This is a genomic window from Amycolatopsis halotolerans (assembly GCF_042647905.1).
GTDB classification, from domain to species: Bacteria; Actinomycetota; Actinomycetes; order Mycobacteriales; family Pseudonocardiaceae; genus Amycolatopsis; species Amycolatopsis halotolerans.
Genome location: NZ_JBHRWI010000079.1, coordinates 1 through 13503 on the forward strand (window position 1 = coordinate 1; position 13503 = coordinate 13503).

The following is a 13503-nucleotide window of genomic DNA, read 5'->3' on the forward strand; positions in this document are numbered from 1 at the left end:
ACACCGCCGCTGCGTCCGCGACTACGAAACACTTCCCGAACACCACGAAGCCATGATCCACATCGCCATGATCATGACCATGTCCCGACGACTCACCCGCAACACAGACCAGTGACATCAGTTCTCAGACGCCCTCTCAGGGTTCCCCTCACGGACAGCTGGGTCACCTGCCAGCGTGGCGCTGGTCAAGGAGAAGCGCGCAGCTACGTCACTCCGTCTTCTGCCTGGCCGCCAGCGTCTCCTCCACCTCCGGCACCCAAAAGCTGAGTTCCAGCGTCTTCACGCTCGCCCAATGCGACATCAACCGGCCTTGCGCGACCAACGCCGGGAACGCGCCCGCGAACAGCACCGCCGCGCAGGCCGCGAACACGGGATGCTGCCCGACGATCAGCTCGACCACCGAAGCCACGAACCCGAACGCCATCGCCGGGCTGGAATTGCGCAGCATCAGCCCGGCGGTGCGCAGTCGCGTCGCTTCCATCGCCGCGTCGGCGTCGTGCAGTTGCAGGGCCGACAGCAGCAGAAACGAGTCCGCCTCGACGAAGACGCGCCCGCGCGCGGCCGGGTTCCGGCGCAGGAACTCCTCCCGCGCGTCCCGCTTCCGTCGTCGCGGCAGCCACCGCGACGCCCGCGTTCCCATCGGATACGCCAGGTACCCGAGCAGGTAGCTCGCCACCACGATCCCGATCACCAGCACCACGCCCGGCCCGCGCGAGACGGCGGCGAGGTCGAGCCAGTGCAGCCGTCCGGCGAGATAGGCCAGGAACGCCAGGTGCAGCGCGCCGGGGATCGCATAGGTGAAGAGGTCGAAGAGACCGATCGCGAAAGTCACCCGGTGATCCAACTACGGCCGGACCCCCTCCGGTACGGCTTTTCCGGCGATCACGCCGACGAACCGCCTCCCCTGGCGAGCGCCTCGACGCGGTTCATCGGCCCGTTGTAGTAGTTCTGGTCGCCGGGCAGGCTGCCGGTGCGCGAGAACTGCCAGATGCTCTGCTTGTCCCAGCCCGCCGGGAGTTCGCCGATCTCCGGGGCGTACCGGGCGAGCCACAGCGGGTTGGTGTCGCCGAACCCGCCGGCGTTCCCGGTGCATTGTTTCCACCAGGACGTCGAGGTGTAGATGATCGCGCTGCGGCGCTGTTTCGCCAGGTAGCGCTGGGTGAAGTCGGCGATCCACGCGGTCATGTCGGCCTGGCTCTTGCCGTAGCAGGCGTCGCCGTACGGGTTGTACTCGATGTCGAGCGCGCCCGGCAGCGTCGAGCCGCCGCCGCGCCACGCGCCGCCGTGGGCGATGAAGTAGTCGGCTTGCTGTGCGCCGCTGGAGACGTCCGGGCGGGCGAAGTGGTACGCGCCGCGGATGAGGCCCGCGTCGTGCGCGCCGTTGTACTGCTGGTCGAACTGCGGGCTCACGAATCCGGTGCCCTCGGTCGCCTTGACGTAGGCGAACCGGGCGCCCGCTCCGGCGGCCTGGCCCCAGTCGACCGCGCCCTGGTGCCCGCTCACGTCGTGGCCGAGGGTCTGCCCGGCCGCCGGATCGAGCCGAGGGCTCCCGGTCCGGACGCCCTCGTGGCGCACAATTTGTGAACCGGCAACATTCTCGCCGGCCTTCGAGTAGTCCGCGGCGGCGGCCGGTCCGGCGGTCGCGACGCCGCACGCCATCGCCAAAACCGACGCGGCGGCGGTGAAAGCGAGCCGCCAGGGCTTGTCCGTTGCTGTCCGGGTCACCGAGACTCCGATCTTCACGGCGGCAGGTCCAAGGTCATCTTGCGGCACGACGCGGGACGGGGCTGGCTGCGTCACCCGGACGTGAACGAGATTCCGATAGCCGGAATCGCGCCAGTGGTCCAGACAACCGTGACCGAGTTGTGACCGGCACCACGCGGCTGGGCGTTTAATTTGTTGTGGCCGACCACAAACTGGTGGGTAAATCCCCTACCGCGGAGGTGTCCCCGACGTGAACCGGACTTATCGACCACCCCGACCTCGTCGATCCCGTGGCCCGGCAGTCGCGATGCTGGCCTTGCTGGCCGCGGCCGGGCTGGCTGTCCCCGCCGCCGCGGCCCCAGCGTCCGGCCAGGCGGGCTGCGGCGGCCAGCCGGACCAGCCGGACTTCGGGCCGAACGTGCACGTTTTCGACCCGGGAATGCCCTCCGCGACGATCCAGGCCCAGCTGGACAAGGACTTCGAGGCGCAGAAGGACACGCAGACCGCGCAGTTCGGCTCGGGCCGCGTCGCGCACCTGTTCAAGCCGGGCACGTACGCGGTGCACGACAACGTCGGCTTCTACACCTCGGTCGCCGGTCTCGGCCGGAATCCGGACGACGTCCAGATCAACGGCGACATCACCGTGGACGCCTTCAACGGATCCGACCAGGGCTCGGCGCTGCAGAACTTCTGGCGGTCGGCGGAGAACATGGCCGTCACGCCTTCCAGCGGCAGCGACCGCTGGGCGGTGTCGCAGGCCGCGCCGTTCCGCCGGATGGACATCAAGGGCGGGCTGCAGCTGTTCCCGGCCAGCTACGGCTACGCGAGCGGCGGCTACGTCGCCGACACCCGCGTGTCCGGCCAGGCCGCGTCGGTTTCGCAGCAGCAGTGGTACACGCGGGATTCGGCGCTGGGCAGCTGGGACGGCGGCGTGTGGAACATGGTCTTCTCCGGGACCACCGGCGCGCCGGCCAACTCGTTCCCGAACCCGCCGGAAACGACCCTCGACACCACGCCGGTGTCGCGCGACGTGCCGTACCTGTACGTGGACGACGGCGGCAACTACCGCGTTTTCCTGCCGTCCCCGCGCACGAACGCGTCCGGGCCGAGCTGGGCGAACGGCGGCACGCCCGGCGATTCCGTCCCGATGAGCCAGTTCCGCGTCGTCAAACCCGGCGACACGGCGGAGAGCATCAACAGCTCTCTCGACTCCGGCTGCAACCTGTTCTTCACCCCCGGCGCCTACCACCTCGACCAGACGCTGAACGTGACCCGCCCGGGCACGACCGTGCTCGGCATCGGCTACCCGACGCTGATCCCGGACAACGGCGTCGATGCGATGCACGTGTCCGATGTGGACGGTGTACGGGTGAAGGGCCTGCTCTTCGACGCGGGCACGCAGAACTCGCAGTCCCTGCTGACCGTCGGCGAAGGCGGGAAACACGCCAGCCACGCGGCGAATCCGACCTCGCTGCAGGACGTGTTCTTCCGCGTCGGCGGCGATCTGGCGGGCAAGGCGACCAACAGCCTGGTCGTGAACAGCGACGACACGATCGTCGACCACGTCTGGGCGTGGCGTGCCGACCACGGCAACAGCGGCACCGTCGGCTGGACCACGAACACGGCGGACACCGGCGTGCTCGTCAACGGCGACAACGTGACCGCGACCGGGCTGTTCGTGGAGCACTACCAGAAGTTCCAGGTCGTGTGGAACGGCCAGAACGGGAAGACGATCTTCTTCCAGAACGAAATGCCTTACGACGTCCCGGATCAGGGTTCGTGGAATTCCGCGCCGGGCACCGCCGGGTACGCCGCGTACAAGGTCGGCCCGGACGTGACGTCGCACGAGGCTTGGGGCCTGGGCAGTTATTGCTTCTTCGACACCAACCCGGCGGTTTCGAGCTATCACGCGTTCGAGGTGCCGCAGAACGGCGGAGTGAAGCTGTACAGCCTGCTGACGGTGTCGCTGAACCACCGCGGCACGATCACCCACGTCGTGAACGACACGGGCGACGTGACACCGGACGGCACGAAGCCGGTCAACGTCCCGAGTTACCCCTGATCCCGGCTGCGTGACCCCGCGTCTTCAGGTCCGTGAGGGGAACCCTGAGGGACTCTGAGTCCCTCAGGGTTCCCCTCACGGACGACAACTCCGCGCGATCAACTGTTCAGCGCGGTCGTCCGGCTCACCGACTCCCAGGAGTCGAGATCCTTGGTCAGGGCCTCGATTTTGCCCCGGATCGCGTCCACGGCGTCACCGCCGAGCGCGAGCCGCAATGGCGCGTCGGGCGCATCCACCGCCCGAAGGATCGCCGCCGCCGCTTTCGCCGGATCGCCGGGCTGGGTCCCGTCCATCCCTTCGATCGCACCCCGGGTGGCGGCGGTCGTTTCGGCGTAGGCGTCGATCTTCTGGGAGCGGTGCATCGCCGCGCCGCCGAACGACGTCCGGAACGCGCCCGGCTCCACGATCAGCACCTTGACCCCGAGCGGCGCGACCTCCGCCGCGAGCGCCTCCGACATGCCTTCCAGCGCGAATTTCGCCGCGCAGTAGGCCCCGAACGCGGGCGGCGCGAGCAGTCCGCCCATCGAGCTCATCTGCACGATCGTCCCGCTCCCCTGTTCCCGCAGCAGCGGGACGACGGCCTTGGTCATCGCGACCGCGCCGAAGAACATCACCTCCAGCACCGCGCGCAGGTCGGGCATCGTCAGTTCCTCCACGGCGCCGACCGAGCCGTGCCCGGCGTTGTTGACCAGCACGTCGATCCGGCCGAACGCGTCCAGCGCGGTCCGCACCGCGGCGTCGACCTGGCCCGGGTCGGTGACGTCCAGCGCGGCCGTGCGCACCCGGTCCCCGCCGGATTCGGCGAGGTCGGCGAGCGTTTCCGGCTTGCGCGCGGTCGCGACGACCCGGTCCCCCGCGGCCAGCGCGGCCTGGGCGAGTTCGCGGCCGAAGCCGCTGGAGCACCCGGTGATCAGCCAGACGCGGCCGTCGGTTTCCTCGGTCATTGAGCAGTCCCTCCAGTGGTTTCTTCCGCCTCCGATCGTGGCGCGCGCCCGCCGGGGTCCGCCAACACCGGTTCGCTGGCGGGCTACAGTCTCAGCCTGTGACCCCTGAGCTGCGGCAGCTGCGCTACTTCGTCGCCGTCGCCGAATCAACGAGCTTCACGCGCGCGGCAGCGACCCTTCACATCGCACAGCAGTCGCTCTCGCAGCAGATCACCGTGCTGGAACGCCAACTCGGCGCGCAACTCTTCGACCGCGACCCCCGCGGCGCCCGGCTCACCGCGATCGGCGAACTCTTCCTGCCGGAAGCGCGCGCGGTGCTGGCCCGTGCCGACGCGGCGGTGGCGACGGTCGCGCGTGCGGTCCGCGGCGAAATCGGCGCCCTGCGGCTGGCTTTCCTTGCCAGCACGGCGAATTACCTGCTCCCGCCGGTCGTGCGCGCAGTCCGGGAGCAACTGCCGGAGCTGACCGTCACCACCGCCGAAGTCCCGATCGCCGAACTAGTCGACGGGGTGCGCGGCGGCCGGTTCGACGCTGGCTTCACGCGCCCGCCGCTGGCCGACGGCTTGGAGACGCACACCCTCCTGACCGAAGAAGTCTGCGCGGTCCTGCCCTCCGGCCACCGGCTGGCCGACCGTTCCTCGCTGCGCCTGGCCGACCTCGCCGACGAGCCGTGGGTACTGACCCCGCGCACGTCGTGGGATCCGTGGCACCGCAAGTACGACGCCGACTTCGCCGCCGCCGGGTTCACGCCCGACGTCGTGCAGCGCACCGCGACCGTGCAGGGATTGCTGGGGCTGGTCGCGGCCGGGGTCGGCGTGACGCGGCTGGCGCGGTCCGCCCACAGCCTGCGCCGCACCGGTGTGGTGTTCGTGCCGCTCGAAGGCGAGTCCGCGCGCACCGTGCTGGTGTGGCGCTCCGACGGCCCTCGGCCGGCCGCGCTCCTGGAGGTGGTCACGCGGCTGGCCGAGACGACGGATCTGTCCGGCGCGGGCTGACTGACAAGCGCGTCAAAGTCCCCCGTTGTTCTCGTCCAGCTCCAGGGCCCGCGTTTGCTGCGCGAGCGCCCTTTCCTCCATTGCCTTCATCTCGGCGCGCTTCGCGTCCGGAATGGGCGTGTTCCCGTCGTGGCCGCGCAGTTCCGGCGGGTCGTAATCGCCGTTCTGCCACCGCTGCCACATCGGGTCGTTCTTGTCCTTCGGGGCCTGGAATCCCCATTTGTCGAGCAGTTCGTCGGCGGATCCCTGGGGGTATTCGCCGGTCCGGCGCTGCTCGTACGCCAGGTGCGCCTCGGCCCGGCCGCCCGCGGTGAGCGGGTCGGTCCGCGCGAACGAATCGCCGGACGCGGTCATGTCGGCGTGCGCCTTCGAGCCGGGCGCCGGGGCATACGGCATTCCCTTGCCGCCGGCGTACATTTCGTCGACCATGCGGTGGTAGGAATCCTCGGACCCGCGCATCCACCGCTGCTCGTCGTCGAAGTCCTTGAGCTCTTTTTTGCGCGCGGCGTCGTTGCCGTTTTCGATTTCGCTGCGGTGTTCGTTGAGGTCGTCGCGGCGGGCCTGTTCGGCCTTCGCGTCTTCCGCCCGCTGTTTGTAGGCGTCCGCCGAAGCCTGCCGCTGTTCCGGGGTGTTCTCGATCCGTTCCCGCACCTCGGAGCCGTCCGGGTGCTGCTTTCCGGGCACCGGTTTGGTGTCGGTTCCGTAGGTGTGGATGCCGTGCTTCGGGTCGTGGAAGTCCGGGTGGTGGACGTGTTTCGGATTGTCGCCGTGGTAGACCTTCTCCTGCGGGCTCACGTACGTGTCGTGCGGCTGGCGTCCCGGCACCTGGTAGGTCGGCCGGGTGTACTTGCCCTCCATGTGCGAGTAGCCCATTTGGTTGAGCTGCAGCAGACCGGACGTGTCCTTGCGCTCGTAGGCCTGCCGCTGCGCGTGGGCGTAGGTCAGCTGGTGCTCGTCGTGCGTCTTCCCGCCGGTGAACCCGGAGGTGTGCATCTGCTTGCCGCTTCCGGTGCCCGGGTGCATCCGGTGGAAGTCGTGGCTTTCGTAGTAGCCGAAACCGGCGTTCTCGAGGGTCTTTTCGTCGGACCGCTTCCGCGCGGCCCCGCTGCCGTCCTCCGCGGCGGCCTTGTGCAGCCCGGCGTGTTCGAGCTGGTTGGTCTGCTGCCCGTCGACCTTGTAGCCGTGCGCGTCGCCGATCCGTGCGGCCTCGTTGGTCTTGTCGCCGAAAGTGCCGGGCGGATTCTTCGGCTCCTTGGCGGCCTTCTTGGCCGGGGGCTGCCCGGACGTCGCGTTGCCGCGTTTGCGCTTGTTGTTCGTCCGCGCGGCGTTCGCGGCCGCCTGCTGTTGTTGCTGCTGCCGCCGCATTTCCTCGAGCTTTTTGGGGCACGGCCCGACCGGGGCGGAGGCGGTGAGGCCGAGCGGGTCGATCATCGCGTTCGGGTTGTCCACGTAGGCCAGCGAGTCCGGGGACGGGCCGAGACCGAGCGGGTCGTGCGAGAGGTAGCGGCCGGTTTCCGGGTCGTAGTAGCGGTGCATGTTGTAGTGCAGCCCGGTTTCCGGGTCGTAGTACTGGCCGGGGAACCGCAGCGGCGTGCGCGCGGTCCCGTCCTCCGCGACGACCGAGCCCCACAGCGACGTGCGCTGGTGCCCGGCCAGCGCGCCCGCGCCGTCGAGCAGTTCGGCGGGCGCGCCCACCAGGTCGGTGACGACGGCGTGGAACCGTTCGCCGGGGCGTTCGCCGAGCGTCCGTTCGGTCTGCGCGAGCACCTGGTCGGAGTCGGGCAGCCAGTCCCACACGGTCGCGACCTGCGGGCGGCCGGGGACGCTGTGCACCTGCTCGGCGGGCTGGTAGTGGTCCCAGGCGAATTCGATCTGCTCGGCCACCGCGCCCGACCGGTCGAGGCGCTGTTTGGCGACGCGCCTGCCGAGCGCGTCGTAGCGGTAGCGCCAGACCGTGCCGTCCGGGGTGCGCACGCCGGTCAGCCTGCTCGCGGAATTCCACTGGTATTCCCACCGCTGCCCGCGGCGTTCCCGCACCACGACCCGGCCCTCGGCGTCGTGGGCGTAGCGGGTCTCGCCCGCGGCCTCGACGAGGGTGCCGCGGTAGGTACGGGGGCCCGCCGCGGCCGGGTCGCCCGGCCAACCCGCTTCGGTGATCGCGCCGGCCGCGTCGTAGCCGTAGGTTTCCCGCCAGCCCGGCCCTTGGACCGCGCTGACGCGACCGCCCGGGCCGACCTCGAACGAACGCGGCCCGGCGAGCAGATCGCCTGTCGCGTAGAGGTTTCCGTCCGGCAGGTAGCGGTAGTCGCGCTGCTGTACGGTCTCCTCGCCGCGCACCACGGTCTGGCCGCGCAGTTTCCCGGTCGAGGTCCAGTGCTGGCGCAGCTCCGCCACCGGCGCGGTCCCGGCGAAGAGCCGGCGCACCGTTTCCTGTCCCGCCGCGTCGTACTCGAACCGCAAGGTGCGGCCCGCGGTGGTGATCGCGGTCGGGCGGTCCGCGGAGTCGTAGCCGACCGACGATTCCGCCCCGCTGGGCGTACGGCGGCCGATCCTCCTGCCGAGCGCGTCGTACTGGGACCGCACGACGCGGCCGTTGATCGCCTCGGACACCAGCTGCCCGGTCGCGTCGTAGTCGAACCGGACCTCGGTCTCCCCGTTGCGCGCCAGGATCATCCGGTCCGCGTGGTCGTAGGCGAATTCGGCGACGTCGTCGTCGGCGGCGCGCCGCACGAGCCTGCCGAGCGCGTCGTACTCGAGCGCGATCGCCTGCCCGGCCGCGTTGACCCGGCGGACGAGCTGCCCGGCCGCGTCGTAGCCGTAGCGCAGGACCCGGCCGTTGTAGTCGGTCTCCGCGACGACCCGGCCCGCCTGGTCGTATTGGTAGCGCCAGACCAGGCCGCGTTCGTTCGTGACCGTCGTGAGCCGCAGTTCGGTGTCGTAGCCGAACCGCCGGACGCCGCCGTCCGGCTCCTGTTCGGACAGCGGCAGGCCGAACGCGCCGTACTCGACCCGGTGCACGCCGCCGCGCGGGTCGACCGACTCCTCGACGTTGCCGACCGCCTTGAAGCCGAACTTGCTCACCGTGCCGTCGGCGTTGCGCTGCTGCACCAGATCGCCCGCCGCGTTGCGCACCCGTTCCACGAACGCGCCGGTCGGTCCGGTGATCGACACGACCGCGCCGAGCGCGTCGTAGCTGTACCGGGTCACCGCGCCGTCGGGAGCGGTGATGGCGGTGGGGAGACCGGCCGCGTCGGACTCGATCCGGGTGACGCCGCCGAGCGCGTCGGTCCGCGTCGCCACCGCTCCGGAGACCGGGTCGTAGGTGTAGGCCGTGCTCCCGCCCGCCGGGTCGATTTCCTTGACCAGGCTGCCTTGTTCGTCGTACTCGTAGCGCCAGACGTCGCCGGAGGGACCCGTCGTCGAGACCGGCAGGCCGCGTTCGTCGTACTCGTTCGCCAGCCGCGTGCCGTCCGGGCGGGTGACCGCGACGACGTTGCCGACCTCGTCGTACTCCCAGCGGGTGGCGTGGCCGAGCGCGTTGACGCTGGCGGTGACCCGGCCGTACTCGTCGTACTCGGTGGTCGAGGTGTTGCCGAGCGGGTCGGTCTCGGCGACGACCTTCAGCTGCTCGTTGAGCTGGAAGCGGCGGACCGCGCCGAGGGAGTCGGTGACCGTGGTGACCAGGTTCTCCCGGTCGTAGGACAGCTCGGTGTCGAGGTAACCGCCGTCGCCCCGGGCGCGCACGCACCGGCCGCTGCTGTCGTACTGGTAGCCGTACCAGCGGCCGTTGACGTCGTCCCAGCGCACCATCCGGCCGTCGGCGTCGTAGCGGAACTTGTGCGAGGTGCCGACCGCGTCGACGACCTCGGTCAGCCGCCGGGCGGAGTCGTAGCGGTACTCCCGGATCGCGACCGGCGCGTCCGGCACGCGCAGCGCGGTGACCAGCCCGTCCGCCGAATCGATCGTCACCCGGTAGCCGCCGGAGTGCTCCATCTCCACCGGCACGCCGTCCTCGTAGCGGAAGACGATCCGGTTGCCCGAGCTGTCGGCGAGGGCGTGCAGGCGGAGGGTGCGGTCGTCGGGGTCGCCGGTGAAGTAGCGGATGACGTTGCTCTGCGGGTCGCCGACGATGAACCCGGTGGTGATCCGGCGCAGCGCGAGGTAAGGCCCGTCGTCGGTGGCCACGGCCTCGATGTCGCGCGGATAGGGGAAGCGGACCAGCACGCCGTTCGGGGCGGCGTAGTGGAGGCCGTCGTCGCGGATCTCGAGCCGTTCGTCCAGCGTGGAGGACCAGGTGGGGCCGAAGAAGCCGCCGGAGCGGTAGGAGGAACGGTGGGTCCGTTCCACCGTCAGCGGCAGCATTCCCGGCAGCCGCAGGTCTTCCTGGACCAGGAACACCGCGCCGGTGGCGACGTCGATCGGGTCGCCGCAGTCCCGGACGTCCTTGGGGTCGGTGTGGTGTTCGGCGGCGTTCTGGTTGCCCCTCGGCTGCTGCGTCGAGGACGTGTGGACCTCGTTGCCGCCGGTGTCGTGCGACCCGGAGCCGCCTTGGCCGCCGCCTTCGTGCCCGCCCCCGCCTTCCCAACTGCTGGAGTGGGTGTTGCCGGTATTGCCCGTACCGCCGTGGTGCCCACCGCCACCGCCGCCCTCGGCGCCGGAGGTGTGCGTGCCTTCGTTGCCGCCAGGGCCGGAGCGGGTGCCCTCGGACTTGACGTTGATGTCCTTGGGCGTGTGCGTGGGAGCGTTCTTCCCGCCCTTGAGCCCTTTCAGCGCCTTTCCGGCGTCCTCGAACAGCGTCCCGGCCTTCTTCAGCAGCGGGATGAGCGCCTTGAAAGCCTTGACCAGCTTGGTCGTGATCTGGGTGATCTTGGACGCGGTCTTCGCGACCGCCGCCGCGACCTGCGGGCCCACCCAGGCCATCCCGATGCCCGCGGTGAGCAGCACCTGCAGCGCCCAGGAGATGAGGTGCCCGACCAGGTCCGCGATCGTGTCCCGCACCAGCGACCGGACCGCCGCGACGATCTCGCCCGCGGTCTTGACGCCGCTCGCCGCGCCCTCGGAACCCTTCTGGGCGCTGGCGATGAGAGCGGAGGTGTCCTCGGCGCGCTTGCGGTAGCTGTCGGCGGCCTCGCCCTGCCAGTTCTCGAGGTCTTTCTTGACCAGGTCGCCGAGGTCGGCGGAGACGCCTTCGAGTTCCTTGGCGACGTTGGTCCAGGTCTCGGCCTGCGAGCTGATCTGGTCCGCGTTGCCGGTGAGCGCGTCGAGGGCCTGCTTGAGCGGGCCGACGTGCTCCATCAGCCAGCCGACGCCCGCGGCGAAAATCGCGCCGAACGGGTCCATGACAGCGGTGAGGACGTCGAGCGCGGTGCCGACGGCCCCGATCGCGACCGCGGCCCAGTTCTTGCTCTCGATCGCGTCCTTGAGCCCGGTGGCGTCCTCGAGCAACGGGACCCCGGCCATCGCCGAGGTCTCCTTGACCGGCGCCACCAATGGATTGCTCACGTTGTCCCCCTCCGCCCTCTGCTGCGTTGATCACGGTACCTACCAGGCCCCGGACCCGCGCGCAGCAGGCGGCGACCTTGCTCGACAGGCTCCGCGGAGATGCCCTTTCAGCAGCTGAGGGACCTGCATGCGGGCTTGGCCGGCGCTGAGCGAACGCCCAGGTCGAGGACGTCGCGGAGGAAGACGTGTACGCCGAAGCCGCCCCGCGTGCCGACGGCCTGCCGCTCCAGCTGGTCGCAGGTGAATTGGCGGAGTGCGGGGCCAGCGTTGTGGTCACCGATCCCGCCGCGGCCGAGCGCGTCGAATGGTCCACGCCGCAGCTCGGCCGCGTCCGGATCGACCCGTCGCCCAAGGTCAGCTCTTGCTGACCTTCACCGAAAACGCGTCAATGCTCATCCCCGCCCCGGGCGTGATGTCCGCCCCCGGGCTGGTGCACCCGCACACCTTGTTCGGATAGGACCCGCCGATCGCCACGTCGAAGATGGCGAAGAACCCGTGGTCCACCGCGGCCTTCCAGGTGGCGTCGGACACCTGGTTCTGCTTCACCGCGAAGGTTTCCTTGCCGTCCAGGGAAAACCGCAGCTCCTCGGCGGCCGCGTCGCGGCGGTCCACCACCACCGAATACGTGTGGTAACCGGTCTTGCAGCCGGCGCAGTCCTGCAGGTCGCTGCTGATCCCGTCCGGATCGTGGCACTCCCCCGCCCACTGTCCACAGTGGAACGTGCTGGAGTGCTTGTCCAGCGCGTTCACGTTCTCCATGATGTCCAGTTCGCCGATGCTCGGCCAGTTCGTCGCGCCGACCGGCCGCGCGTCCGCGCCCATCGCCCAGAACGCGGGCCAGTAGCCGAGGCCGCGGTCGGGATTCGGCTGCTGGATCGTCGCGCTCATCTCCATCTGCCCGCCCGCCGGCGCGCCGAAATCGGTGCGCTGGGTTTCGATCCGGCCGGACGTCCACGCGCCGTTCGCGTCCCGCAGCGGCTTGATCACCAGGTGCCCGGCTCCGTCGTGGTAGACGTTGTCCGTCGAGTCGGTCGACGTCTCGATCTCCCCGGTGCCCCAGTTCGCCGCGCCGCCGGGATAGCCGGTTCCTTTGTCGTAGAGCCAGTTCTGCGGGTCGAGGCCGGTGCCGGCGGGGCCGTCGAAGGTGTCCTCGAACACCGTGGTCCAGGTTTCGGCCGCCTGTGCGGGCGCGGCGGCCATCGACACGGCGGCCGCGGCGGCCAGGATCAACGGGGTTCGGCGCATGGTTGGCCTTCCGGTCGAGGGGGGTGGTCTCAGCAGCGTCGGCCGGTGCCGCTGACCAGTCAAAACAGTCTGCCTGCCGGTCCCGCGGCCGCGGTGCGCGCGGGCAGCACGCGCCCGGATAGGTTTGAACCACTGCGCGCCGGGGTACCGCGAGGGTGGGAGAACCACACCCCCTTTGACGCCTCCACGGCCGCCGTCGGCGATCTAGCCTGGGTCCATGAGCGACAACAACCTCCTCGGCGAGTTCCTGCGGGCCCGGCGCGGCACCACCGCCCCGGCGGACGCGGACGTGCTCGCCGACACCCGGCGCCGGGTCAGCGGCCTGCGCCGGGAGGAGGTCGCGCAGCGGGCCGGGGTGAGCACCGACTACTACGTGCGGCTCGAGCAGGGCCGGGAGCGCACCCCGTCGGCGCAGGTCGTCGACGCGCTCGGCCGGGCGCTGCACCTCGACGACGAGGCGCTCGCCCACCTGCATTCGCTGGCCCGGCCGAAGCGGCCCAAGCGACGCCCGGCGCGGGAACGCGTGAGCCCGCGGCTGGTGCAGCTGATGGACGCGTGGCCGCAGACGCCCGCGGTCGTGCTCGGCCGGTGCATGACCGTCCTCGCGTCGAATCTGCTCGGCGGAGCGCTGTTCGGCGGGCACGGACACAGCGGCGACCTGCTGCGGCTGGTGTTCCTCGACCCCGACGCCCGGGATTTCTACCCGGATTGGGAGCAGGTCGCGGTCAACACCGTCGGCGGGCTGCGGTCGGCGGCGGGCACCGATCTGGACGATCCGCTCTTGATCGAGGCGGTCGGCGAGTTGTCGCTCAAGAGCGCCGATTTCCGCCGGTTGTGGGCGCGCCACGACCTCCGGCAGAAAACGCACGAGACGAAACGGTTCCGGCACCCGCTCGTCGGAATGCTCACCCTGCACTACGAATCGATGACCGTGAACAGCGCTCCCGGCCAGCAACTCGTGGTGTACCAAGCGGATCCGGGCAGTCCGTCGGAGGCCGCACTGGGGCTGCTGGGCAGTCTCGCCGTCGGCGACCACCCGCATCACTGACGC

At 70.4% G+C, this 13503-nt stretch carries 9 protein-coding genes; 4 read left to right on the top strand and 5 right to left on the bottom strand.

Going from position 1 to position 13503, the window contains the following annotated elements; genetic code table 11:
* Positions 1 to 208 precede the first annotated feature (208 nt).
* Both ACFORO_RS45145 and ACFORO_RS45150 read right to left on the bottom strand, forming a co-directional pair.
* Positions 209 to 832 carry a hypothetical protein gene (locus ACFORO_RS45145; RefSeq protein ID WP_377873593.1) on the bottom strand — a complete coding sequence of 208 codons (624 nt, stop codon included), beginning with the start codon at positions 830 to 832 and terminating at the stop codon, positions 209 to 211.
* Positions 833 to 882: 50 nt separating this feature from the next.
* Positions 883 to 1659 (bottom strand): lysozyme, encoded by a 777-nt coding sequence (locus ACFORO_RS45150; protein ID WP_377873598.1) that lies wholly within the window; start codon positions 1657 to 1659, stop codon positions 883 to 885.
* 352 nt (positions 1660 to 2011) lie between these two features.
* Between ACFORO_RS45150 and ACFORO_RS45155 the strand changes: the two genes are divergently transcribed.
* A complete protein-coding gene (locus ACFORO_RS45155) occupies positions 2012 to 3766 on the top strand; it encodes a hypothetical protein (protein WP_377873592.1) in 1755 nt (584 codons plus the stop codon).
* Between the two features lie 98 nt (positions 3767 to 3864).
* Here ACFORO_RS45155 and ACFORO_RS45160 read toward each other — a convergent pair whose 3' ends face one another.
* Positions 3865 to 4710: an oxidoreductase gene (locus ACFORO_RS45160; protein WP_377873591.1), complete on the bottom strand. Its 846-nt coding sequence runs from the start codon at positions 4708 to 4710 to the stop codon at positions 3865 to 3867.
* 98 nt (positions 4711 to 4808) lie between these two features.
* On the opposite strand from ACFORO_RS45160, the gene ACFORO_RS45165 reads away from it, so the two are divergent.
* Positions 4809 to 5705 carry a LysR family transcriptional regulator gene (locus tag ACFORO_RS45165; protein ID WP_377873590.1) on the top strand — a complete coding sequence of 299 codons (897 nt, stop codon included), beginning with the start codon at positions 4809 to 4811 and terminating at the stop codon, positions 5703 to 5705.
* 12 nt (positions 5706 to 5717) lie between these two features.
* Here ACFORO_RS45165 and ACFORO_RS45170 read toward each other — a convergent pair whose 3' ends face one another.
* Entirely contained in the window at positions 5718 to 11207 is a 5490-nt protein-coding gene (locus ACFORO_RS45170; RefSeq protein WP_377873589.1) for an RHS repeat-associated core domain-containing protein, read from the bottom strand.
* Positions 11208 to 11392: 185 nt separating this feature from the next.
* On the opposite strand from ACFORO_RS45170, the gene ACFORO_RS45175 reads away from it, so the two are divergent.
* Complete coding sequence (locus ACFORO_RS45175) at positions 11393 to 11575, top strand: hypothetical protein (RefSeq protein WP_377873588.1); 183 nt, start codon at positions 11393 to 11395, stop codon at positions 11573 to 11575.
* On the opposite strand, the gene ACFORO_RS45180 is transcribed toward ACFORO_RS45175, so the two are convergent.
* Positions 11562 to 12452, bottom strand: a complete 891-nt coding sequence (locus tag ACFORO_RS45180; RefSeq protein ID WP_377873587.1) for a glycoside hydrolase family 16 protein — start codon at positions 12450 to 12452, stop codon at positions 11562 to 11564. The genes ACFORO_RS45175 and ACFORO_RS45180 overlap by 14 nt on opposite strands.
* Before the next feature lie 217 nt (positions 12453 to 12669).
* Between ACFORO_RS45180 and ACFORO_RS45185 the strand changes: the two genes are divergently transcribed.
* Positions 12670 to 13500, top strand: coding sequence for a helix-turn-helix transcriptional regulator (locus ACFORO_RS45185; protein WP_377873586.1), 831 nt, complete (start codon positions 12670 to 12672; stop codon positions 13498 to 13500).
* Positions 13501 to 13503 lie beyond the last annotated feature (3 nt).

Excerpts from the sequence above, each read along its gene's own strand:
- ACFORO_RS45155 (WP_377873592.1), top strand. The coding sequence starts at position 2,012 with ATGCTGGCCTTGCTGGCCGCGGCCGGGCTGGCTGTCCCCGCCGCCGCG.
- ACFORO_RS45185 (WP_377873586.1), top strand. The coding sequence starts at position 12,670 with ATGAGCGACAACAACCTCCTCGGCGAGTTCCTGCGGGCCCGGCGCGGC.
- ACFORO_RS45160 (WP_377873591.1), bottom strand. The coding sequence starts at position 4,710 with ATGACCGAGGAAACCGACGGCCGCGTCTGGCTGATCACCGGGTGCTCC.
- ACFORO_RS45150 (WP_377873598.1), bottom strand. The coding sequence starts at position 1,659 with ATGGCGTGCGGCGTCGCGACCGCCGGACCGGCCGCCGCCGCGGACTAC.
- ACFORO_RS45180 (WP_377873587.1), bottom strand. The coding sequence starts at position 12,452 with ATGCGCCGAACCCCGTTGATCCTGGCCGCCGCGGCCGCCGTGTCGATG.